The sequence below is a fragment of the Niabella aquatica genome (genome assembly GCF_054779315.1).
Genome location: NZ_BAAGYM010000004.1, coordinates 25,634 through 50,575 on the forward strand (window position 1 = coordinate 25,634; position 24,942 = coordinate 50,575).

The window sequence follows — 24,942 nt, forward strand, 5'->3', positions numbered from 1 at the left end:
GATTGAAGGATTTACTTCCGCTCAAAAGCTACGTTTAAAAAAATAGTCTTTAAAATGAAATAGCAGGCTCCAATATTTGTGTAAATTTTTTTTGTCTATTAATTTTTATCTTATAAATTTGCTCCGCAATGAGTACAGCAAAATTCTTTACCGGCTTTTATTTTAGCTTCTTTTTTGAAATGAGGCCGGGTATGCTATAGTTGAACTCAAACAAAACAGAAAAAACTCAACATAGGAAGTCCCGGCGAAAATAGCCGGGACTTTTTTAGTGGTCGCTAAACCCAGGCTGCTGCTCTAAAAGAGCGTGCTGTAAAGAATATAAAAATGGAACAACAGAAGCTAAATAATAAACCGGTAGAACATGAAGGTGCTGACACGGCTGTTCAAATCGGTTCTGTGCCGGAAATACAGGCAAGTAACATACCGCACATGGCCATTCAGGGCGTTGAGGGCTGCTTTCACCAACAGGCTGCTAATTATTTTTTTGGGAAAAGTATAAGCGTGGAATGTTGTACTACCTTTAAAGAGGTGATAGCTGCTGCTAAAGACAAAGACAGGACCAATGGCTGTATCATGGCTATCGAAAACTCCATCGCAGGAAGTATATTACCTAATTATAATTTGATACAGGCCAGCAACCTGAGGATTGTTGGAGAAATATATATGCAGATCCATCAGAACCTGCTGGTCAATCACGGAGTAGGGTTGGAAGATATAAAAGAAGTACATTCCCATACGATGGCATTGCAGCAATGCTATGAATTTTTAGACCGGTATAAATGGAAGCTGGTAGAAAGCGACGACACTGCTTTAAGCGCCAGGCATATTGCGCAATATAAAAGTAAACATATTGCGGCTATCGCGAGCAGCCTGGCTGCGGATATTTACGGGCTCAATATAATCGCCCCTAAAATTCAGACCTTAAAAAAGAATTATACCCGTTTCCTGGTTCTGAAAAGGCCCGAAGATGTAGAAGCACCGCAAACAGGAAACAAGGCCTCCGTAAATTTTCAAACAATACATAGAGAAGGCTCGCTGGCGAGGGTTTTGGGCGTCATCGCTATTCATAGCGTGAACCTTACAAAGCTACAGAGCTTCCCCATTCCGGGATCGGAATTTAAATACCAGTTTCATGCAGATATGGAATTTGACAGTATGGAGGCTTTTGAAAAGGTGATCCGAAAGATCACGCCACTTACAGAGGATATTAAAATTTACGGTATTTATAATAAAGGTATATGGAAATAGCAAAAAGATTACAGGGCGTTGGTGAGTACTATTTTTCAAAAAAGCTGAGAGAAATAGATGAGCTGAATAAACAGGGGAAAAAGGTATTAAACCTGGGCATAGGCAGCCCCGACCTGCCGCCGCACCCGGATGTAGTAAAAGTTTTGTTCGAAGAAGCTCAAAAACCTGATGTGCATGGGTATCAGAATTATAAAGGAAGCCCTGTATTGCGTAAGGCGTTTGCAGACTGGTACCGGAACTGGTATGGCGTTTCACTGGATGCGGATACCGAAATCTTACCCCTGATTGGGAGTAAAGAAGGCATTATGCATATCTGCATGACCTATCTGAACGAGGGAGACGCCGCTCTGGTACCTAATCCCGGTTATCCTACTTATCGGAGTAATGTTACCATAGCAGGGGGAACCTGTCTCCATTACAACCTGGAGGAAGAAAATAATTACCAGCCGGATTTTGATCAGATAGCGCAACTGATTGCTTCCTTTTCAAAAGAAGGGGAGAGCGGGAGCGGAGTTGTGAAACTGCTTTTTGTGAACTATCCTCAGATGCCTACCGGTCAGAAGCCTGTTATGGAAGTATTTGAGCAACTGGTAGCTTTTGCCCAAAAACATCGTATCTTAATTATCCATGATAATCCTTACAGTTTTATCCTGAACGAAGAGCCGGTTAGCCTGTTAAGCGTTGAGGGGGCAAAAGATGTGGTGATCGAGCTGAACTCGTTGAGCAAATCACACAATATGGCCGGGTGGCGTGTAGGCGTGCTTTGCGGCGCAGCAGGCAGGATTAATGAAGTACTTCGCTTTAAGAGCAATATGGATAGTGGTATGTTCCTGCCCCTGCAGCTTGCTGCAGCTAAAGCCCTGACTTTAGGAAAGGAATGGCACGACGAAGTAAATGCTATATACAGGGAAAGAAGAGAAAAAGTTTTCAGGTTGCTGGACCTGTTAGGCGCTACCTATTCTAAAGACCAGGTGGGAATGTTTGTTTGGGCACGCATTCCTGCGAGATATAAAGACTGCTATGAAATAGCAGATGAAGTACTGTACCAGGCTGATGTGTTCATTACACCGGGTGGTATTTTTGGCAGCGCCGGTGAAAGGTATATCAGGATAAGCCTCTGCGGCTCGGTAGAAAGATTTGATGAAGCGATTGATAGAGTGCAGAAAAGTTTAAAGTTTAAATGTTGATAAAGTTGCCATGGTAATCTTTAACCACATAAATCATGGTTCATAAAATGAACAACAGGAAAAAAATAGCGATAATAGGGGTAGGGCTCATTGGCGGATCGATGGCGTTGCAGTTGCACGAAAAAAAACTTTCATCCAGGTTGATTGGCGTAGAAGCGAGCCAGAAACATGCAGAGCAGGCATTGGAATATGAGTTGGTAGATGAAATTTTACCACTAGACGAAGCGATACTGGAAGCCGATGTGATCGTGATGGCCGTGCCTGTGAATGTACAGGTACGCTTACTGCCAGAAGTACTGGATAAAATCACTCACCAGATAGTGATAGATCTGGGCTCTACAAAATCTGACGTTATTACGGCCGTACAACATCATCCTAACCGGGGACGTTATGTAGCTACCCATCCCATGTGGGGTACCGAGTATAGTGGCCCCAAAGCTGCTGTACGCGGGGCCTTTGAAGGGAAGGCGGTTATTATATGTAACAGGAAGGACAGTGATGCCGATGCTGTGGAATGGGTAGAAAAAATGTATACCAAAATAGGCATGCGCCTGGTGGATATGGATGCCAAGGCTCATGACCTGCACGTTGCCTATGTGAGCCATATTTCACATATTACATCTTTTGCACTGGCCAACACTGTATTGGAGAAGGAAAAAGTGGAAAGCGCTATTTTTCAGATCGCTTCGGCAGGTTTTGAAAGTACTGTTCGCCTTGCCAAAAGCAACCCGGCTATGTGGGTACCTATCTTTTTGCAGAACAGGGATAATATACTTGATGTATTAACAGAGCATATTGACCAGCTTACCAGGTTTAAGGACTATATAGCCAGCAGCGACCAGGAAAATTTACAGGCTCTCATAACAGATGCCAACAAAATAAACAGAATCATTAAATAAAAAAGTACATTTGCCGGAAGGTGAAATAGTTGAATAATCTTCAGTATTTCGCCAGATAAGGAATAAAAATCAAAGCAAATTCTTCCGGTTATTAAATAACATCAATAATAAATGATAATGAGCACTCAGCAAGCAACAACAGAAAAAACACTGAAAGAGGTATGGGCCAAGCGTCCGTTAATTATAAGCGGGCCCTGCAGCGCAGAAACCGAAGAGCAGGTGCTGGAAACAGCCCGTCAACTGGCCGAAACCGGTAAGGTTAATGTGTTACGTGCAGGTATCTGGAAGCCCCGTACCAAACCCGGTATGTTTGAAGGGATCGGCGCTAAAGGCCTGCCCTGGATGCAAAAAGCGAAACAGCTTACCGGTTTGCCCACTGCTGTTGAAGTGGCCACAGGAAAACAGGTTCAGGATGCTTTGACATTTGATGTAGATATCCTTTGGATCGGTGCCCGTACCACTGTAAACCCATTTAGTGTACAGGAAGTAGCCGATGCTTTACGGGGTGTAGATGTACCTGTTTTGGTCAAGAACCCGATCAATCCCGATCTGGAGCTATGGGCCGGAGGCGTAGAGCGGATCGCCCGGGCCGGGATCAGGAACCTGGGGCTTATTCACCGTGGTTTCTCTTCTTACGGAAATACCCAGTACCGCAATGCGCCTATGTGGCATCTTGCCATTGAAATGAAGCTGAAATACCCTGAATTGCCCATTATCAACGATCCATCCCATATCTGCGGCAAACGCGATACCCTCATGGAAGTTTCTCAAAAAGCCATTGATTTGGATTACGATGGCTTAATGATCGAAAGCCATATTGATCCGGATAACGCGTGGAGCGATGCCAAGCAGCAGGTTACTCCTGCCCGCCTGAAAGAAATGCTGGAGGAGATCATCTGGAGAAAAGAGGATATCGATAATAATGAATACCACCAGGCATTGGAAAAGCTGCGCCAGCAAATTAATCATTTGGACGATGAGATGCTGCAGATACTGGGCCAGCGTATGAAAATTGCAGACCAGATCGGGCAGTACAAAAAAGATAATAATATTACTATTTTACAGCCAGGCCGCTGGCAGGAGATTATTGAAAAAACAGCTGCCCGGGGCGAAAAGCTGGGGCTGAGCCGTGATTTCTTAAATAAATATTTAGATGCCGTGCACCTGGAAAGCATCAACCGCCAGAAACAGGTGCTGGACGCATAATCCTGATTCGTTAAGATTTAATATATGAAAAGGGGATGGCCTATTTGGGTTTTTATGATTTCGGTCTTATTGGCCTTAATTTCATGCACTAAAAATGATGGAAGTGGCGTATCTGAAACAAAGCCACTGCCTGAGAATGAAGTGAGAATTGATTATGTTTTTTTAAAGAAAGAAGTTGTGGATTTTAAAGCTTATGCCGGATCCCCGGGAGGTGGCATTGATATAACATCAACTTCATCTCCACAGTTATTTTGGAATGCAACTAAGCTTAAAGACGGATATTATGATAATTTGGCAGTTCAAAAAGATTCCATTTTTGAACTGCCGTATAAGTATGAAAAAAATAATTTTCGGTTTAAAAAGAGCAACGATACAATTTATCAATGGAATCGTTATGCAGATTCTTGGCAATTGTACGGTCATCAGAAGGGAGATACGATAGCACACTATATGTGTTTCTATAGTATTCAAAAATCAACTCCACCATTACTTTTTGCTGAGAATGGGCATGATGACGGAATGGTAAACAATGAAAGATATTTTAATAATAACCCTCTTTTTTTTAAGAGCATAAGTGATATACTAAATACAAATGATAAAGTTGCCTGGTACAATATTAAGTATGTATATGTCAAGAAAAAGTAACAGTCTCTGGTTTTTAATATAGATCGGGTATTTTTTATATACTAAATAGTTTAGGATAAGTTTTTTTAATGAATAATACATTTAAGTTTTCTAATGCATCAACTGATTTCTACTTCAACAGCTCTTTAAAGGAGTTGGGTAAAATGATTGATAAGAAACATACTGTTCTTATCACAGATCAAAATATAATTAAAGCCCACGAAAGCAAATTCAAAGGCTTTAACACCATTGTGATCCCCGCAGGGGAAGCGCATAAAAACCAATCTACTGTTGATGAAATTATTTTAAAGCTCATAGAAAATAAAGCCGATAGGAAAACTCTTTTGGTAGGAGTGGGCGGCGGTGTCATTACAGACCTTACAGGGTATGTAGCATCGGTTTACATGCGTGGTATCTCTTTCGGATTTGTACCTACAACCATCTTGGGTTTGGTAGATGCTTCTATTGGCGGTAAGAATGGCATTGATGTAGGGGTGTATAAAAACATGGTGGGCATTATCCGGCAACCTTCTTTTTTGCTGCATGATCTTTCGTTGCTGCAATCTTTACCGCAGAAAGAATGGCAGAACGGGTTTGCTGAAATCATTAAACATGCCTGCATTAAAGATGCCGCCATGTTTAAACAATTAGAGCAGCACGACCTGGAGGATTATGTAAAAGATAAACAACTGACGGCTGATTTAGTTCAGCGTAACGCTATGATCAAAACCAGGGTAGTGCAAAAAGATGAGTTTGAAAAAGGAGACAGGCGTTTATTGAATTTTGGCCATACTATTGGCCATGCCATAGAAACGCAGTATGGCCTGATGCACGGCGAGGCAGTAGCTATTGGCATGGTTTACGCCAGCCGGATCTCGGAACAGTTAATTGACTTTAGCGGCAAAGAAAAAGTTCGGTCATTGATAGAACAATACCGGTTGCCGGTTACTATTGAATTTAATGCGAAAAAAGTCTTTGAGGTATTGGCAATGGATAAAAAACGTGTGCAAAAAGAAATGAATTTTGTGTTATTGGAAAAGATAGGTAAAGCGGTAGTGTTCCCCCTACCATTGAAACACCTGGAAAAGATCATTAATAAATTATAAAATTGCTCTGCGAAAGGATTATTGAATGAAACGATGCACGGCATCCACTACCAGGCAGGCTCGCCTCGCATATATTATGTAATCGCCTCCGGGCGGTAAATGCAATACAATAAGAAAAATGAAAATAACCATTTCTCCGTCAGAACTACAAGGAAATATACTGGCGCCTGCCTCTAAAAGTTCGATGCAGCGTGCCTGTGCTGCGGCTTTAGTGGCAACGAAAAAATCGGTAATATATAATCCCGGACATAGTAACGATGATAAAGCCGCAATGGGTATCATTGAAGCATTAGGCGCCACCATCGAAAAAGGTAACGAAGAAATTGTAATTGATAGTTCCGGTTTCAGGGCTGACAAGGAAGCCTCCTCCCTGACAGCAGCTTCGGAGGCGACTATTAACTGCGGGGAAAGTGGTTTAAGTATCCGTATGTTTACGCCCTTGGCCGCGCTCACCGGTAATACAATCACTATTAATGGTGAGGGTAGCCTGGTTACCAGACCTATGGATTTTTTTGATGAAATATTACCCCAGGTTGGAGTAAATATACAGTCTAACCAGGGGAAACTGCCACTGGTGATCCAGGGTCCGCTGCGGCCTAAAAATATTACCGTGGATGGATCATTAAGCTCACAGTTCTTGACAGGGTTACTGCTGGCATATGCAGCAGCGTCCCCGTCTTTTAAAGGAGGAAACTTAGAAGCCCCTGGAAATAACCGGGTTGCTATAAAGGTGAACAACCTGAAAAGCAAACCTTACATTGATCTTACACTGGATGTAATGAAAAAGTTTGGCCTTCGTGTACCTGAAAATAAAAATTATGAGGAGTTTATATTTACTTACGGTTCTTCGGAAACCTCTCCTCTTGGAGGAGGGTTGGAGGGGGCTTACACCGTAGAAGGAGACTGGAGCGGCGGAGCCTTTTTGCTGGTAGCCGGTGCCATTGCCGGAAACATCACCGTTCGGGGTTTAAGCATGGCCAGTACTCAGGCAGATAAAAAAATCACCGAAGCCTTGATGTCTGCCAACGCAGGCATGGCTATAGATGCGAAAGGCATCCGGCTGCATAAAACCGCTATGAACGCTTTTGAGTTTGATGCAACGGATTGCCCCGACCTGTTCCCACCGTTGGTAGCACTGGCTGCTTATTGCGATGGTATTACAAAAATAAAGGGAGTAAGCCGCCTGGCTCATAAAGAAAGCGACAGGGGTATAACTTTACAGCAGGAGTTTGGCAAGATGAGCTTGCAGGTAGAACTGCAGGGAGATATGATGTATGTGCATGGTGGCAAAGGATTAAAAGGCGCCCCGGTGCACTCCAGGCACGATCATCGTATTGCGATGGCTTGTGCAGTGGCAGCATTAAGGGCAGCTGGCGATACCGTGATTGAAGAAGCAAATGCAGTGAACAAATCCTATCCTGATTTTTACGATCATATACAATCTTTAGGTGCAGTAGTGAGAAGTGGCTTGGATTGGAAAAGCGTTGCAAAACAGGTAAATGATTAGATGTACGGAGTACGGTATGTTTTAGATACTGGTTGCCGGTGTTATGCTCATAAAGAATTGTCGCATTTAAAGTGAGAGTAGTGAATGGTCAGTTGTGGGTATATCTACGGAATTATTCACTATTCACTACTGACAACTCACACTTAACTTAACACGATTTGTGAACTCGGGCTTTCTGCTTTTAGCTTTCGGCCTTTATCGTTCGTCCCATACACCGTACATCTGACATTGTACATTATATTAAGATTAAATAAGATCATTATGAACTCATTTGGTAGAATTTTCAGGGTACAGATTTTTGGCGAATCTCACGGAGATGGAGTAGGTGTGGTTATTGATGGCTGTCCTGCCGGCCTGGATGTGCCCGTAGCGGATTTTTTGCCCGATATGGAGCGTCGTAAAGGTGGCACACAAAAGGGGGCTACACCGCGCAAGGAAGATGACATCCCGATATTCAGGAGCGGCGTTTTTAACGGAAAGACGACAGGCTTCCCGGTAATGATATTTTTTGAAAATAAGAATACGCGAAGCGGCGATTATGAAAAGCAGCGCAGCTTCCCGCGCCCCGGGCATGCTGATTTCGTAGCCCATAAAAAATTTGGCGGCTTTGAAGATTACAGGGGTGGCGGACATTTCAGCGCGCGACTGACTACGGGGCTGGTGGCCGCCGGTGTGATCGCTAAGAAGCTGTTGAAAGAGATCATTGTCGAGGCTAAAGTAATTGAGATAGCCGGAGAAGCCGACCTGGAAAAGGGGTTGCAAAAAGGGATCGATGCTAAAGACTCTGTGGGCGGCATTATAGAATGTCGCGTAAACGGATTACCCATTGGATTGGGAGAACCTCATTTTGACTCGGTAGAATCCTTACTGGCCCATGCCATGTTTTCCATTCCTGCTGTAAAAGGTGTAGAATTCGGAAGCGGATTTGCTGCTGCCAGGATGTTTGGAAGCCAGCATAATGATGCTATTGAAAATATGCAGGGCACCACTGCCACCAACCATGCAGGAGGTATTGTAGGAGGAATAACCAATGGTAATGAGCTGGTATTCAGAATAGCGGTGAAACCTACTGCCTCTACTCCCAAAGCACAGCACAGTCTGAACTGGGATACCGGCACTATGGAAGATTTTTCTGTTAAGGGGCGTCATGATCTATGTGTGGCTTTAAGAGCCCCGGTTATTGTAGAAGCTGCAACAGCTATAGTTCTGGCAGACCTGATGATGCAGGAAAACAGGGTGCTACGAATAGTTTAGCCTTTTCTACAGGGCATTATTATGTGAATAAAATATTTTATAGGATAGCTTTGGCATGTTTTTAGTATTTTAGGGTAGTAAAATATTTAAAAACTTTTAAACTTAAAATTATGAGTATTTTATCCTGGATCATTTTCGGTTTGATTGCCGGAGCTATTGCTAAAGCCTTGCACCCCGGAAAAGATCCGGGCGGTTGGATCGTTACAATCATAATTGGTATACTCGGTGCATTGGTAGGGGGGTGGATAGGCACACAGGTTTTGGGCATCCCTATTAGTGGTAACTGGACTTTTAAAGGTTTTGTATTTGCTATTGGCGGCGCTGTTCTTTTGTTATGGTTATATGCTATGGCTACCCGAAAACGAGCCTGATCACGTTGTGTAATTCTTTTATACAACCACCTTCATGCAGGTGGTTTTTTGTTTGCCGGAATTATTCCTGTTTAAAAACTATTTCAATATAAAAATGTTATAGTATTTTCATTTATGTTTTTGTCTGCCGCTAATAAAGCGGCTGTTATTTTTGTCGAATGAAACATTCTGATATAGATTTTCGCGGAATGTTTTATTGCATAAGCCAATAGCGGTATGAATTTTAAAGCAACAGGTATCCCATATGCGCAAACTCATTTTTTTTCCGGCCTTGTTTTGGATTACCTGGGTGAACGCGATGCACTGAGGCCGTTCTATCAGTATTTTCCTGAGAAAGCATTTCTGGAAGATTGTATGAAGGAGAAAGCGATCCAGCCAATAAACAGGAATTTGCTGGTGAACACTTTGTTTGACCAGTATAAAAATCTGGATAAGCATGAAACGCTTATTGCTCACCTGGAGCTGCTGAAAATTGATACTACGTATACCATTACCACTGCCCACCAGCCTAATATTTTTACCGGCCCCCTTTACTTTATTTATAAAATATTGCACGCTGTAAAGCTGGCTGCTTATTGCAGGGAACAGTTTCCGGGTTATAATTTTGTACCCGTATATTATATGGGCAGCGAAGATGCTGATCTGGATGAGCTGGGTCATATATGGCTGAACAGGGAAAAGCTTACCTGGCAAACCACCCAGGCAGGAGCTGTTGGCAGGATGAAGGTGGATGACAGCCTGCTGCAATTGATTCAGCGGATAAGTTCGGAGATCGGTGTGCTTCCTCACGGTGAAGCTATTATGGCGCTAGTAAAGAAATTTTATACCAGGGGAGAATCGGTACAAAATGCCACTCTGGGTTTTGTAAATGAGCTTTTCGGCAAATATGGCCTGGTAGTGGTAATTCCGGATAACGCCGCATTAAAATCAGTAGCTGTTGATTTATTCAAAGATGAGCTGTTACATCAGAACGCTTCCCGGGTTGTTGAAGAAACAACGCAGCAATTAACAGAAGCGGGCTATAAAGTACAGGCTCATGGCCGAAACATTAATCTTTTTTATTTAAAAGAAGATGGTGCCCGCCTGAGAATAGAAAAAAAAGCGGAGCAATGGCATGTGGTAGGCAGTAATATCAGCTTTAATGAAGAGGAGCTGATACAGGAACTGCATTCCCATCCCGAAAGGTTTAGTCCTAATGTGATTTTGCGGGGGCTTTTCCAGGAAATGATTTTGCCCAATATCGCTTTTATCGGCGGAGGCGGCGAACTGGCTTACTGGTTAGAGCTGAAAGGTATATTCAATCATTATAAAGTACCTTATCCGATGCTGGTGTTACGTAATTCCTTTTTGGTGATCGATAAAAAGCAGGGCGAGCGGTTAGCGAAGCTCGGATTCGTAGCTCAGGATGTTTTTAAAAATAAATTACAGTTACAGGCTGAATGGGTAAAAAGAAATAGTGACAATAATGTTCAGGTTAACGATTCTCTATCCATTCTCGGGTCGTTATTCGATAAGTTATCCGAACAGGCAGTCTCAATTGATAGCTCTTTGAAAGGACATATATATGCGCTTCGTAAACAGTCTGAAAAAAAGGTGGTGGAAGTGGGTAAAAAGCTGATGAGGGCAGAAAAACGCAACCATGCTGACGCTATGCGCCAGATCGAAGCCTTAAAAGAACAACTGTTTCCCAATAATAACCTGCAGGAGCGTATAGATAATATTCTTCCATATTATGCTGCCTGGGGCCCATCGTTCATAGACGCCCTGTACCAACATTCCTATGCTTTAGAGCAGGCGTTCGTTATAGCAGAGGAAGTTTAATCGAAGCTGTTCGTATAGCCTTTCTCTTTTAGCAGGGTTACTTTTTCCAATACTTCCTTTTCCAGTCTGGCTTTGTACTGCTCTATTTTTTTACCAACAGCCTCATTGGCTGTACCAATGATCTGGGCGGCTAATATACCGGCATTTTTAGCAGCGTTGAGCGCCACTGTGGCTACAGGAACACCGTTGGGCATTTGTAAAATAGAAAGCACACTATCCCAGCCATCGATCGAGTTGCTTGATTTTACCGGCACACCAATTACCGGAAGTGGGGTGATGGAGGCGATCATACCAGGCAAATGCGCTGCACCGCCGGCACCCGCGATTATTACTTTTAATCCCTTTGATTTTGCTTTTTGAGCATATTCCACCATACGCAGCGGTGTTCTGTGCGCCGAAACTACTGTCAGCTCGTATGTCACGTCTAAATCTTTTAGAATATCTGCTGCGGCCTGCATTACGTTCAGATCGCTGTCGCTGCCCATTATGATGCCTACTTCTGTTGCCATACTGCAAAGAACCATAAAAAACGGGTGCGTACAAAATCTATTTGTATTTTGGCTGATTGATTTTCATAAACCTGTATATACAGCCTTCAATGCAAAAACCGGCAAGCTCCAAAGTATCTTTATTTATACGTACAGGATGAAAAAATACGCTGTCTGTAGTTCCATGTTTTACAAAATAAGTTGCATTTGACCCCCAGATGCTTTTTGTACGCACCCCCAGCTTTCCTTCCGCGCCCAATATCATAAAAGGCCAGTATGTTGCGTTATCATTTCCGGCGATTTTATAAGTGTAATTTTCATTGATGGTGAGCGTTGCTCCGTTATCTACTTTTTCCCAATGCCATATAGTACCGGGTGATACATAATTTTCGGTGTATTTCCATTCTCCAAAAATACGGTTATCCGGGAAGGGAACCCGTTCGTCATTTTCAAGGCTATTCCCTTTATTACAGGATAATGCGAGCACTGGAATCCAGAGTATGCAAACAAATTTGCTCATATAAAATGATTGATTCTTATGAAGACGTATATGCCAATGCGATCGCAACAGTGTTTAAAGGTTGGGGCAGTACAACTTTTACCCTGCCGTTCTCCACCCGCCATCTTAAGGGTTGTTTTGTATGCAGCAAAACCATTTTTGATCCTTTTGCCGGGATGTTACCGCTCCATTCCACAACTGATGGTACAGGCTCGCCTTCTTTTACCGGTATCAGGGCGTACATTTTTTTACTGTCTTTTGACCGGGTGAAAAATGTATTACCATCTTTAAAAACAGGGGTGGTGCGTGTATGGTAAATCGCTTCGCCGTTAATGTTCATCCAGTTCCCGATTTCGGCAAGCCGGTCTATGACGGGCTGCTGTAAAGTGCCGTCGGCAGAAGGGCCTACGCCCAGTAATAAGCTGCCACCTTTAGCTACAATTTCAATCAAGCTGGCAATAACTTTTGAGGCAGGCTTAAAAATTTCATTAGGGACATACCCCCAGGCATTGCCCAGCGTCATGCAGCTTTCCCAGGGGTTATCAATTTTATGGTCGGGGATGCGTTGTTCGGGTGTTTGGTAGTTCTCGTATGGTCCGTGTACCGTTCTGTCTACAATCAATAAGCCGGGTTGCGCTTTACGTGCCATCGCTGCAATTTTGGGCATGTCAATATCCTGGCTCCAATCAGGAATGGGCGCACCCCAGCTCAATACTTCAGCATTTACCGTTTCGCGCGGCCGTACCCAGCCACCGTCCAGCCAAAGAATATCCATTGCACCGTAACCGGTCATCAGTTCGTTGATCTGGTTATAAGTGTATTGTTTAAATTTCTCCCAGCGCCACGGGAATTTTCTTATATCATAATTATTATTTCGATTCGCCGTTTCATACATGGGCCACCAGTAATGCTCATTATGCCAGTCGGGCTTCGAAAAATAAGCGCCGATCATCATGCCTTCTTTCCTGAAAGCGTCAAACACATATTTGGCTACATCGGCTTTGGGATTATTTTTAAAGGGCCCGTTGGCAATGCTGAAGCTGGTTTGTTTGGTATCGAACATGCAAAATCCATCATGATGCTTGGTAGTAAATACCAGGTATTTCATGCCCGCGCTTTTGGCTGCCCGGGCCCATTGCTCCGGGTTGAAATTTACGGGGTTAAAATCTTTCTGCAGTCCCCAGTACCATTTTTTATAATCGCCGTAATAAGAGTTGCTGTCGCGGGATATCCAGTCTTCAGAGCATAGGGTCCACGATTCCATAATGCCCGGCACGGCATATAAGCCCCAGTGAATGATCATGCCCAATTTCTGGTCCTGCCATTTGTCTAATTTTTGTTTTACCAACGGATCTGTTGGCCATTCGTATTGGGCAGAGGAGGGGTGGATGGCCTGATGTTGTGCCTGGGCGGATATTGTAAAAAACACAAGGAGGAGAAGTATGGACGGTCGCATATTGTAAAACTATTAAAAATGAAGCCGGCTTTATAACCGGCTTCTAAAATAACTAACAAAACTTTTATTCATAATTATGATTATCCGGGTATGGATTTATACTTCTCTGCCTAATATGTATAGCAGTAACTCCAACGGTTATGAATAAAAAAAGAGCTGTCTGACAATTATAGACAGCTCCTTTTGGAAAAGGCTATTTAGGTCCTTCGCCATAATTAGGATTTTCTTTATCGAACCATATCCGCTCAGTACTTAACGTAGCAGGGATATTTGTACCAGAGGTGAATCCTTGTTCCTGCAGCGCTTTTAAAGCATTCTCGTAGTTCTTGTTTGCTTTAGTAGGGGTTGCTATCGGGAACCTGCGCGGTACTGTTAGTTCTGCTCCTCCCTGGGTGACAAAGAATTTTTCCCTGGGTAATACAGTGCTGTTGTTGATAAATACGCCTGCCCTACGGATCAGTGTCCACATGTCAAACGGTGTTTGAGCAAAGTTGATCAGCTGTTGTATGTACACCTTTTCCAAGGCGTTTGAAGACAGGTTATATGCCGGCTGAGTGAGTAGTTGTGTAATTTCACCATCTTTAAGTTTAATGGAAGCCTGTGTTGCCTCTGTTCCGGAATAAACAGGATCACTGTCATAATAAGGCAGCTTATTGTTACTGGCAATAGCGTCCATTCTTTTTACCGATAGTTCAACACCTCTGTTGAGATATTCCTGCGCAGATTTGGGTAGATTGGCGCCTAGCAATTTAAATTCAGCCAGGTAAAGGTTTGTTTCTGCCGAGGAACCCAACACTACATTATACCCAGCAGTAATATCCTTTTGTTCTATCAGCCTTCCTCCTACCTTCGTAGGATAGGTAAAGTTCATACTTGTCCTGGTAATATATTCGGAATAAGACGAAGTAGATCTAAATGTTTTGGACGCATTGCCAACATCAATTTTATTCCTGGTGTTTTGTTTAAAATAATCATCATTGGCCGAAAGCAATGTTTCGTGAGGTGATACAGGTACGCCAAAATATCTTACCCAGGGTTCTCCCAAACTCTTCCATCCTGCAAAATTACCGCTGCCATCAACATTAACATATTGTGCCACATAGGAAGGAAGTGGCTTCTTCTGATCTATAAACTGTTGTATCACTTCTGCATTGAAGTCGTTTTTTTGATATATAAACCGTACTCTTGGGTCTTTATTGTTCACCAAAAAGTTTATCAGGTTCCTGGCGCCGGTACCGGGCTGGGTACCGTTTCCTGTACTGTAATATTTAACCCCCCTGTTATATACAAAATCTTCTGTAAGATTATCCATATAACCTGCTGGAGAATTGGCTACTTCCTGGGCAATCTGTAAAGCCTTCGCTCTGTCTTTGTTTATCAGCCGCGCTGCGATCCGTAGCTTTAGCAGGTTGCAAAACTTCGCCCATTTCCCGTAATCGCCTTTGTATATCAGGTCCTGATTGCCTAATTGAATAGTTCCCGGAACATTTGCTGTTAAGTCCGTGATAGCTTTGTTGAGCTCTTCAAGCCATGTATCAAAGAGTACTTGCTGGTTATCATAGGCGGCTGTCAGCGTTGGAGGGGTGGTTAATAATCCTATACCGGCTTCTTTATAAACGATAGAGCCAACATTATCACTTAAAACCATGGAAGGCTGTATCATAATGGGGTAAGTGATGGCACGTATGGCTGCCAGCGTCTTCTGTTCTTCGGTACTTTTTGCATCTATGTTCTTCCTCAGATCAATGATGTTGGGTAACAGGTCGTTGTAGTTGCGCCAGAAGTCATAAATTGCGCCTACCTCAACGAATGTTTCTGCATTTCCTAAACCCGATGTGGTAACCTGGGCCCAGGGAAAGATATATCGAAAATTGTTATAGAACCACGGCAGATAATCCTCATTGTACATATTCTTGATACTTTGCGTGGTTTGAAAACGCACATCTGCGGAGGTTACCGTGGATGGATTGGAGTTTAGCTCTGCAAACCTGTCTTTATTACATCCGATAAAAAAGAAAACAGCGCCTACAGTTACTATTTTTATTATACTTTTCATCAGTATATTTTTTATGCCTGCCTCGCCGGCAGGCGGGTTCTTGAATGTTCTGACGGAATTTTGCCTACATATTCCTGATAGGGTAGATATATATATGCATCGTTTCGCCTGCTTATTATTATTGCTGACGCTATCCTGCTTAAAAATCAAGCGCCAGGGTTATCGAATAATTTCTTGTATATGGGATGAAATTCCTTTCCCTGAACGATTCGGTACTGCTGGTACCCCTGAAGCTTTCGGGATTCAGGTGATTGGGCAGTGAATTGTACAGATAAGCAACATTCCTTATATTCAGTGCAAGGTTTGCGTTCCTGATACCGATGCCTTGGAACCAGTTGCCCGGCAGGTTATAACCAATAAAAATATTCCTTAGCGCTATGTATTTTACTTCGTTGAACCAATCAGAATTGATCACACCATTACCCCAGTCATTACTCCGGTAAGTATAATAGCTGGCATGTGTGGGCTCTATATATCCCTTTTCGTAAGCTTCCCGGTAGGTCATTCCGCCTACGTTTTGAGTAGCTCCGGTGGGGGTAGTAACAACAGTGCCTGTTTTAAATACCCCGTCAGGGATGATACCATCTTCAAAAGTCTGCCCTTTGCTGTCGTTGTATTGACTTGTCCAGGTTACGCCACCATGTGCAGCATCTCTTCCTTTTAAAGAAGTTTCAAGGAAGCCGTAAGCCGTTCCATACCTGTTGGAATAGGACGCCAGATAGCCACCGAATCTCGCATCTAACTGGAAGGACAACGTTAGCGCCTTGTAAGAGAAGTTATTGATCCATGATCCTTCAAACTTAGGCTGCATGCTTCCTACCTGCTGCACCTCATAGCTTCTTGCATAATAAGCTCCGCGTCTTGAATCAACCCATGTAAGGATCTTCATCCCGTTCCTGCTGTCCTGAGGGTCGTCCGATTTCCATACGGCCGGTAAGATATCGGACATCAGCACGCCGTATTCCCCGTTTCTGTAAGCTACAGAGCCCACTCTGAAATTACCGTATGCGATATCGCCGCCCAATGTTTTATATTCACCGTAGCTGTCGTCTAATTCAGTAACCTTTGTTTTGTTCTTCCAGTAATTGAATACGGTGTTCCATTTAAAATTGCTGGTTCTGACAGGAGTTGCATTGATATTTAGCTCAATACCTCTGTTGCGTAATGTGCCGATGTTTGTGATCAGGTTAGAAATGCCCACTATCGGGTCAATAGGAATAGTACCGATCTGGTTGCGGATGATGTCATTATAATAAGAAATGTCAATGCCTAACCTTTCCTTTAGGAAGCGGAGGTCAGCGCCTATTTCAAACGAGTTTTTCTTTTCAGGCTTAATATCCTTATTTACATAAACGGGGTCAATCCCGTTTGTGAATGCAAATACACCATTCTCCAGTTCTATCTTGTCTACACTGTAGCCCTTGTTAATAAAGAAGGGATCAGTATCGCTTCCTACCTGTGCCCATGAGGCCCTCAGTTTTGCAAAACTAACCCATTCGGGCATGTTAAGGGTTTTATTAGCCAGCCATGAGGTAGATACGGAGGGATAGAAGTAAGAGTTGTTTCCGAAGCCGGCCGTATAAACCAGTGACGAAGACCAGTCATTTCTGCCGGTTACATCAACAAACAGATAATCTTTATAACCGAAGTTTGCCAGGAAGTAGGCAGAGTTGATCTGTTTGGTGCCGTATACATTATTATTTGTTTCTGATATTACGGTTCTTTTGGAATTACCTAAAAAGAACTCACCGGGATTGATGAGCCCGCCATCTGTCCAGGAACCGGTTTTTGTTTTATCCTGTTTCCATATTTCGCCACCTACGATAAAAGTGGAACTGATATCTTCGCTAAAATTTTTGTTGAATGTTGCTGTAATCTTACCTGTTCTGCTCACATCATCTGTATGGGACAGCTGATAAAGGCCGCCTTCGTTCAAGTAGCCTTCACCCCATTCTTTTTTCTCAAACCTTGTGGTATAATAATTCATGTTTCCTTCCAGTGCAAGCGTTGCCCAGCTGGCGAGTTTGGCAGACAGTTTTACCACCGGCCTGGTCAGGTATTCTTTTTGTGTTTGATTGTTCATATTATAGCGAAACCAAATAGCGCGGCCCGGTACAAAAGCATTTGCATCGCCATAGTTCGAGTTGGGAACACCTCCGTGCGAAGCTTTCCAATACGGTTGTTGTTCATATTTCTTAGTATCGTAGTAGTTCATCCAGGTGCCATCAAGAAAATTTTGCGACAGGTCGTTCCTCGGGTTTTCGGCGGTAGAAGCGGTAAAAGATACGGAACCTTCTGCTTTCAGCCACTTTGCCAGATTATAAGATCCGGTGAACTGGAGGGCATTTCTTTCAAAAGCGTTTCCCAGTAAAACGCCGTTTCTTTTTTGATAAGCGTCGGAAAGATAGAAATTACCTTTATCGTTGCCCCCGCTTAAAGCAATGGATGTTGTATTACCTATGCCAAGCTGATAGGCATCTAACAGGTTGTTTTTATAAGGTACATAGGTGGTTTCAGAACCATCATAATCAATGATCTTCCGGCCGTCAAATTTAGCCCCCCACGCCATACCGGACGGGTGATCGATTTTAGTCGGAATCCCTTTGTCATTCAAATAAAACTGGTTGGCATCAAACCGGTAATAGTTGCCGTTTCCGTCTTTTTGGCCAAAGTCTACATATCCTGCCAGCATCCCTTCACCAAATTCATACTGCAGATCTGGTTGTCCGTACACATGATCAACGGCTAGCGTGTGCTTTACCGAAATTCCCAGGCCTTTTACACCTGTTCCGTTTTTGGTTTCAATAATAATCGCTCCATTGATACCCCTTGAGCCATAGAGCGCTGTTGCTGCTGCGCCACGCAATACAGAAATGCTTTTGAAGTCTTCAGGGTTAAGATTTTTTAATATATTCCCGTAATCGTTTGAGTTTCCATCCCAGTCAGCGGAGTTATTGGAAATGGAGTTTTCAAGTATCACACCATCTATTACAAATATAGGCTGGTTGTTGTTAGAGTTTAAAGAAGCAACACCTCTCAACTGGATCTTTGAATTACCAAATAGACCGCCATCCGATGTCCCGATACTCAGGCCCGGTACCTGTCCCTGTAATGCCTGCACCGGGTTGATGGTATTGGTTTTAGCCACATCGCCGCCGCTCAGGGTGGTCATTCCATAACCAAGTTTTCTGTTTTCTCTTTTTATCCCTAATGCTGTTACCACCACTTCATCCATCTGCTTGCCGCCGTCTTTTCTTAAAGTAATGTTCATGTCGGTTTTATCACCGATTTCAATTTCCTGCGTTTGGTAGCCAACATAGCTTAGTTGCAGTATTGAGGTATTGTTAGGTACGGCAACGCTAAAAGCGCCAGATGCGGTTGTTACACCGCCCGTATTGGTGCCTTTAACGATGTAGGATACTCCAGCCAGCGGTGCGCCCTGTTCATCTGTAACGGTACCGCTAACCGTTCTTTGCTGTGCATGAGAGAGCATAGCCATGCAGCTCATCAGCAAAGCCAACAGCATTTTTTGCATTGTTTTCTTCATTCTTGTTGTTTTTGATTTTAAGAAATAACAGATGTTTCAATAGTTTCCTATTGCAAATAGTTCTTTATATATAATTATTGAGCTACAAATTTTTCTGCTTTGTCCTGTATTACAGGCAGCTTTTCATAATTATCCATGATCAATGCTGCAGCACCCACTATTTCCGCATTGTATCCAAGCGATGAGATGTTGACCTCTGTGTGTTCTGCAATTTTGGGAATGCAATGCTCATTGATTGCCTGCTGTATAGGAGCCATCCAGACCTTCCCAGCCAAAGAGCCTATACCACTGATGATGATCTCTTCCGGGTTTAATAAGTGAATCAATATAGCCACCCCTCTGCCAATATGATAGGCTGCTTCCGAAAGCAGCTCTATAGCAAATTTGTCGCCCTTGCGGGCCGCTTCAATGATCTTTTTGGCAGATTCCTCAATGTGGTCAGCACTCAGCTTTTTTATCAGGGAGGGCTGATGCAGTTTTTCGAGCTGTCTGGCACCTTTTTGGGCTACCACCACCATCGAGGTTTCGGTTTCAAGGCAACCCAGCTTTCCGCAACTGCATATTTTATTATTATCAAACAGCGGTATATGGCTAAACTCCCCGGCAAACCCGTCTTTACCCCTGAACAGCTTGCCATTTGAAATAATTCCTAATCCTATTCCCCACCCGATATTTACTACCATTACATGCTCTTTGTCTTTTGCCGCGCCCCATTTTAATTCGGCCAGGCCTACCAGGCTCGAGTCGTTATCTATAAGGGCAGGGATCTGTAAGGCATGCTGTATGTTACTAACAATGGAGCCATCGGGGCAGGGTAAAAAAGTGTGATTAATGCCTTTTGCAGAATCTACAAACCCGGGCATTCCAATCCCGATACCTGCAATCCTGGATTCAGGCAATCCGGTATTTCTGATAAAAGTGCGGAGGTGCGTAATCAGTTCGTTCAAACTGTTAGGATTGTTTGCTAAAACCAGGTCAAACTTTTCTATTTCGCCTACTATGGTGTTATCGTTAGATATTAATGCAATACGGGTAACCAACTGGTCCATGGCTACCGCTACTACATAAAAAACGCTGTTCCGGATACAATAAGTCTGGGGCCGCCGTCCTCCCGTAGATACTGCATATCCTTTTTCTACCACCATTTTCATACTCATCAGTTCGGTTAAATACTGGGTGGTGAGCGGGATGCTTTTGCCGATAAGGTTGCTAAGGTCAGCACAGGACAGCTGCTTATTAAAAAACAGGTGCTTTAAAATTTCCTTATAAAACTTTTGTTTTTTAGAAATGACATTAGCAATCATTCGCTATAGTTTTTCCCTTAATAATAATACAAACTAAATATAAAAATATATATAATTATTAATAAAATAAAAAACTTTTTAAAAAATTTATTAAGTGTTTATTTAACAATTATTTAGGAAGCTGCTGATTGCGGCTTTAGTTAAAGAAGGTTCAGATAAATAAAAGCTGCATACGGCGGATGCTGGGCTGTAACCGCGGGTAGGCACGCCGGGAAAGAGGTGCTTATGTCGGATTTCAGGTTTAGTATTTGGTCTGGATTAGAAGAAAACGATCTTCCTGTGCTCTGTTCACTGGTTCCTTCTTCGAGTTTAAAAATTTCTGATCCGCCGCTTGTTCTTTGAGATTTACAATTTCCCACTCGACAGGCTCAATGTATTCTGTCGCCACGAAGCGACAGCTCCTGCATAATATCTGTTTCGTGTGCCAGCCACGCGGCCCAGCGGGCACGCACCTGCTCTTTGGGAAGATAGGTTTCGGCGAGATCTATAAATAAAGTATAATGGCCGGCTTCGCTTTCCATAAAACGGCGGTAAAATTTGGCAAGATAGGGATCGTTTAATCCTTCGCTCAGGCGTTTAAAACGTTCGCAACTGCGGGCCTCAATCATAGCCATCATCAGGAGCTGGTCCAGGAACCTGTCATCAGGATGTCCGCCTTTGGTTTGAAAGTGAATCAGGGCATTCACGTATTCGTCTTTACGCTGTTTGCCTAACTTCAGGCCGCGTTTGTGCAGTTCCTGCAGCACAAGCCTGAAATGCCCCCACTCTTCTGTTACAATGGGCGCCAGTTCTGTTACCAGCTTCTCTTTATCGCTGTATTTTTGTATGATCGTGATGCAACTGGTGGCTGCTTTCTGCTCACAGTAAGCGTGATCTGTCAGAATGGCTTCTAAAGAAATTTCAGCCAGGTTTACCCAGCGCGGATCAGTGGGCAATTGTAAGCCGAGAATATTTTTTGTGTCTTGTGTAAGTTCCATAATCAGCGCCTGTTTAAAATGTATTCATTGGCTTTTTTATGTATTTTTTTGGTTGTAACTTGTTTCGCTCAAAAATAATGTATAATAACTCTCACCAGTAAAAGCCGCTAACAAAATATTATTTTAAGACCGAAGTTTTTTAATGGGTGCTGCGTTGGGTAAAAAAAAGTCGTCTTATTAATATTTGGCTTATAAACATGGAATGATGCAAAGAATTATTTTCTTATTGATGATAGGGTTGAGTTTTGCCAGTTGTAAAAAAGCGCTGGATGTAAAGCAGGATATGTACTTTGAACAGGTTAACTGGGTAGATCCGGGAGGCGAACGTGATCCCATAGCAGGTGCCGGGCCTATGCACCTGGAGCTGAAAGCTAATGGTTTTGCAGGATTATATCCGGGAAGCGGCGATATAGTGGGAAGCGGAACTTACCGGGTAAAAGGAAAGAAGGTGAAAGTAAAAGTAGACCATATCGGGCGAACCTACTATGAATTTAAAATAAACTCCCCTACGGAATTGACGGGTCCTGAAGGTGAAGTATTGCGTTTAAAAGAATAAGTCCTGTTCAAAATTTATAGTTTAATATTTTATATTTTACATTTAAAACCCTACCTTTGCCGCCTTAAATTATAGGATACAAAACAGGATGACCTTTTAAAAAAGACAGTATGCCACTTACAAAAGAAAGAAATGTAAAAATTTTTGAAGAATTTGGCGGAAGCGCCGCTAATACAGGCTCTATTGAAGGGCAGATAGCCCAACTGACAGAGCGTATCAGCCAGATCAGTGCTCACTTACAGCAAAATAAAAAAGATTTTTCCACGCACCGCGGCCTTATGCAGCTGGTAGGCAAGCGAAAAAGCCTGCTGAGCTACTTACAAAAACATAACCTTACAGGTTACCGTGCATTGATTGAAAAGCTGGGATTAAGAAAGTAATTTCCCTATCGTCTTAGGTTGGGGAAACTGGTTCTATATCCTGGGTTTGATCAGATATTTCAGACTTATCATATTATCGTATTCCCAACATTTACAGATGTTGGGAATACGTGTTTTTATACCATCGCTTTTTAGCATGCGGGTAATACCTTAGCTGACGTTGATAGCAGAAATACAGCCGCACCGTCAGCCAAAAAAAACAGTGCTGCTGCTTGCCTGATATTTTAAAAAAAATTTTCAAAAACGATTTTATGTTACAACAACCAATCAGAAAGACCTTCGATATCGGCGATGGCCGTGAGGTTACAATAGAAACAGGCCGTCTTGCCCGCCAGGCGGATGGCTCGGTTACCGTTACTATGGGTAAAGCCATGCTGCTGGCTACTGTAGTGGCCAATAAAGAGCCTAAGGAAGGGCAAAGCTTTTTCCCGTTAACAGTGGATTACCAGGAAAAATTCGCATCTGCAGGCCGTATACCAGGATCATTTTTTAAACGTGAAGGAAGGCTGAGCGATTATGAGGTGCTGGTTTCGCGCCTTATTGACCGTGCGTTAAGGCCTCTCTTTCCCGATGATTATTTTTGTGAGGTTCAGGTGCTGGTTACATTGATCAGCAGCGATCCTGAAGTTTTACCGGATGCCCTGGCCTGTTTGGCAGCCTCGGCGGCACTGGCAGTGTCGGATGTGCCCATTAAAGAGATTTTGAGCGAGGTACGGGTAGCAAGAATTGATGGGGCTTTCAAAGTAAATCCTACCAGGGCAGAGCTTGAAAATGCCGACATGGACTTTATTGTAGCTGCTACCGAAAAGAACCTGATGATGGTAGAGGGAGAGTCTGAAGAATGTTCAGAAGCAGACCTGGTAACTGCGTTGGGTATAGCGCACGACGCTATCCGCATCCAGATCAAAGCACAGCAGGAACTAAGGGACCTGAAGGGTGTAACCGGTAAAAGGTCGTATACCTTGCCGGTATTGAACGAAGCTATCCGCGAGAAAGTATATGCTTATGCAGGACCTAAAGTTTTAGAAATTGCAAAAGGCCAATCTGCCAAACATGAAAGAAGCGATAAGTTTAAGGCACTTGAAGAAGAATTGATCGCTAAATTACAGGAGGAATCAACAGAAGAGCATCTTTTTACAGATGTTGAGAAAAAGCTGGCCGGAAAATATTTTCATGACCTGCAATATGATGTGGTTCGCGATATGATCCTGAATGACCGTATCCGGCTCGACGGCCGTGCTTTAAATGAGATCCGTCCTTTAGATATGGAAGTAGATGTGCTGCCTTCTCCACATGGTTCTGCATTATTTACGAGAGGAGAAACCCAGTCTCTTACCACAGTTACATTAGGTACCGGTTTAGATGAGCTTTTGATAGAGACTGCTGCTGCTTCTAAATACACCAAATTTATATTACATTATAATTTCCCTCCTTTCTCAACAGGAGAGGTAAAAATGATGCGTGGCCCGGGCCGCCGGGAAGTTGGACACGGGAACCTGGCTATGCGCTCATTAAAACAAATGATGCCGACCGAAGCAGATTTTGGATATACGGTTCGTGTGGTAAGTGATATCCTGGAATCGAACGGCTCTTCTTCTATGGCTACTGTTTGTGCTGGCTCGCTGGCGTTAATGGATGCAGGGGTACCTTTCCCCAAACATGTTGCAGGTATTGCAATGGGGTTGATCACTAAGGGTGAGAAATATGCGATATTGAGCGATATTTTAGGTGATGAGGATCATTTGGGAGATATGGATTTTAAAGTAACCGGAACCCGGGATGGTATTTGCGGTGTGCAGATGGATATTAAGGTAGATGGCCTTTCAATGGAAGTGATGAGCGAAGCCCTGAACCAGGCTAAAGCTGGCAGACAGCATATTCTTGATCACATGTATAAGGCAATACCTGAAGCCAGAACTGAAGTGAAGCCTCATGCTCCACGGGTAGTAAAAATGTTCATTGACAAAGAATTTATTGGTGCGGTAATAGGACCCGGTGGTAAGGTGATACAGGAAATTCAGCGCGAAACCGGCGCCACTATTAATATTGAGGAAGTAAACAATATGGGCGAGATCAGCATCTTTGGTGTGGAAAAAGAAGCTGTAGTGCGTGCCGAAGACTGGATCAAAGGCATTGTTGCAGTACCGGTAGTAGGGGATGTGTATGATGCTACGGTTAAATCGGTTGTTCCTTTTGGTGCTTTTGTTGAGTTTTTGCCGGGCAAGCAAGGCCTGGTACACATCAGCGAAATTAGCTGGAAACGACTTGAAACACTGGAGGGCCTGGTGAAAGAAGGCGATTCGATGAAAGTGAAGCTGATTGGCACCGATCCTAAATCGGGCAAATTTAAGCTTTCTAGAAAGGCGCTCATACCTAAACCCGAAAGAAAACCACAGGAAGGTGAAACCCCTTCTCAGCAATAAGAAAGTTAAAGCCTCCGCAAGGAGGCTTTTTAG

At 43.2% G+C, this 24,942-nt stretch carries 20 protein-coding genes; 13 read left to right on the top strand and 7 right to left on the bottom strand.

Annotated features, from left to right (window positions below; translation table 11 throughout):
- Nucleotides 1-324 precede the first annotated feature (324 nt).
- The 10 genes from ACYVBM_RS03895 to bshC all read left to right on the top strand — a co-directional run bounded on the left by ACYVBM_RS03895 (nt 325) and on the right by bshC (nt 11,223).
- Nucleotides 325-1,248, top strand: coding sequence for a prephenate dehydratase (locus ACYVBM_RS03895; protein ID WP_460684312.1), 924 nt, complete (start codon nt 325-327; stop codon nt 1,246-1,248).
- Entirely contained in the window at nt 1,239-2,435 is a 1,197-nt protein-coding gene (locus ACYVBM_RS03900; protein WP_460684313.1) for a pyridoxal phosphate-dependent aminotransferase, read from the top strand. The genes ACYVBM_RS03895 and ACYVBM_RS03900 overlap by 10 nt, the downstream gene beginning before the upstream one ends.
- Nucleotides 2,436-2,482: 47 nt before the next feature.
- A complete protein-coding gene (locus ACYVBM_RS03905) occupies nt 2,483-3,334 on the top strand; it encodes a prephenate dehydrogenase (protein ID WP_460684314.1) in 852 nt (283 codons plus the stop codon).
- A gap of 117 nt (nt 3,335-3,451) precedes the next feature.
- On the top strand, nt 3,452-4,540 hold the full coding sequence (locus ACYVBM_RS03910; RefSeq protein ID WP_460684315.1) for a chorismate mutase: 1,089 nt from the start codon (nt 3,452-3,454) through the stop codon (nt 4,538-4,540).
- A 24-nt stretch (nt 4,541-4,564) separates the two neighbouring features.
- Complete coding sequence (locus tag ACYVBM_RS03915) at nt 4,565-5,185, top strand: hypothetical protein (RefSeq protein ID WP_460684316.1); 621 nt, start codon at nt 4,565-4,567, stop codon at nt 5,183-5,185.
- A 68-nt stretch (nt 5,186-5,253) separates the two neighbouring features.
- Nucleotides 5,254-6,270 carry a 3-dehydroquinate synthase gene (aroB, locus tag ACYVBM_RS03920; protein ID WP_460684317.1) on the top strand — a complete coding sequence of 339 codons (1,017 nt, stop codon included), beginning with the start codon at nt 5,254-5,256 and terminating at the stop codon, nt 6,268-6,270.
- A 118-nt stretch (nt 6,271-6,388) separates the two neighbouring features.
- Nucleotides 6,389-7,777 carry a 3-phosphoshikimate 1-carboxyvinyltransferase gene (aroA, locus tag ACYVBM_RS03925; RefSeq protein WP_460684318.1) on the top strand — a complete coding sequence of 463 codons (1,389 nt, stop codon included), beginning with the start codon at nt 6,389-6,391 and terminating at the stop codon, nt 7,775-7,777.
- Between the two features lie 261 nt (nt 7,778-8,038).
- Nucleotides 8,039-9,031 (top strand): chorismate synthase, encoded by a 993-nt coding sequence (locus ACYVBM_RS03930; protein WP_460684319.1) that lies wholly within the window; start codon nt 8,039-8,041, stop codon nt 9,029-9,031.
- A 110-nt stretch (nt 9,032-9,141) separates the two neighbouring features.
- Entirely contained in the window at nt 9,142-9,402 is a 261-nt protein-coding gene (locus ACYVBM_RS03935; protein ID WP_460684320.1) for a GlsB/YeaQ/YmgE family stress response membrane protein, read from the top strand.
- A gap of 216 nt (nt 9,403-9,618) precedes the next feature.
- Nucleotides 9,619-11,223 (top strand): bacillithiol biosynthesis cysteine-adding enzyme BshC, encoded by a 1,605-nt coding sequence (bshC, locus tag ACYVBM_RS03940; protein WP_460684321.1) that lies wholly within the window; start codon nt 9,619-9,621, stop codon nt 11,221-11,223.
- On the opposite strand, the gene purE is transcribed toward bshC, so the two are convergent.
- The 7 genes from purE to ACYVBM_RS03975 form a co-directional block, all read right to left on the bottom strand.
- Complete coding sequence (gene purE / locus ACYVBM_RS03945) at nt 11,220-11,732, bottom strand: 5-(carboxyamino)imidazole ribonucleotide mutase (RefSeq protein ID WP_460684322.1); 513 nt, start codon at nt 11,730-11,732, stop codon at nt 11,220-11,222. The two genes, bshC and purE, sit on opposite strands and share 4 nt — an antisense overlap.
- 37 nt (nt 11,733-11,769) lie before the next feature.
- Nucleotides 11,770-12,231 (bottom strand): hypothetical protein, encoded by a 462-nt coding sequence (locus ACYVBM_RS03950; RefSeq protein WP_460684323.1) that lies wholly within the window; start codon nt 12,229-12,231, stop codon nt 11,770-11,772.
- A 16-nt stretch (nt 12,232-12,247) separates the two neighbouring features.
- A complete protein-coding gene (locus ACYVBM_RS03955) occupies nt 12,248-13,639 on the bottom strand; it encodes an alpha-L-fucosidase (protein ID WP_460684324.1) in 1,392 nt (463 codons plus the stop codon).
- A 220-nt stretch (nt 13,640-13,859) separates the two neighbouring features.
- Complete coding sequence (locus ACYVBM_RS03960) at nt 13,860-15,722, bottom strand: SusD/RagB family nutrient-binding outer membrane lipoprotein (protein WP_460684325.1); 1,863 nt, start codon at nt 15,720-15,722, stop codon at nt 13,860-13,862.
- Between the two features lie 139 nt (nt 15,723-15,861).
- Nucleotides 15,862-19,269, bottom strand: a complete 3,408-nt coding sequence (locus tag ACYVBM_RS03965; protein ID WP_460684326.1) for a SusC/RagA family TonB-linked outer membrane protein — start codon at nt 19,267-19,269, stop codon at nt 15,862-15,864.
- Between the two features lie 74 nt (nt 19,270-19,343).
- Nucleotides 19,344-20,573, bottom strand: a complete 1,230-nt coding sequence (locus ACYVBM_RS03970) for an ROK family protein (protein WP_460684327.1) — start codon at nt 20,571-20,573, stop codon at nt 19,344-19,346.
- Nucleotides 20,574-20,941: 368 nt separating this feature from the next.
- Complete coding sequence (locus ACYVBM_RS03975) at nt 20,942-21,550, bottom strand: MiaE family protein (RefSeq protein ID WP_460684328.1); 609 nt, start codon at nt 21,548-21,550, stop codon at nt 20,942-20,944.
- A 202-nt stretch (nt 21,551-21,752) separates the two neighbouring features.
- Between ACYVBM_RS03975 and ACYVBM_RS03980 the strand changes: the two genes are divergently transcribed.
- The 3 genes from ACYVBM_RS03980 to pnp all read left to right on the top strand — a co-directional run bounded on the left by ACYVBM_RS03980 (nt 21,753) and on the right by pnp (nt 24,909).
- Complete coding sequence (locus tag ACYVBM_RS03980; protein ID WP_460684329.1) at nt 21,753-22,106, top strand: hypothetical protein; 354 nt, start codon at nt 21,753-21,755, stop codon at nt 22,104-22,106.
- 110 nt (nt 22,107-22,216) lie between these two features.
- On the top strand, nt 22,217-22,486 hold the full coding sequence (gene rpsO / locus ACYVBM_RS03985) for a 30S ribosomal protein S15 (protein ID WP_460684330.1): 270 nt from the start codon (nt 22,217-22,219) through the stop codon (nt 22,484-22,486).
- Between the two features lie 251 nt (nt 22,487-22,737).
- Nucleotides 22,738-24,909: a polyribonucleotide nucleotidyltransferase gene (pnp, locus tag ACYVBM_RS03990; RefSeq protein ID WP_460684331.1), complete on the top strand. Its 2,172-nt coding sequence runs from the start codon at nt 22,738-22,740 to the stop codon at nt 24,907-24,909.
- Nucleotides 24,910-24,942: the final 33 nt, after the last annotated feature.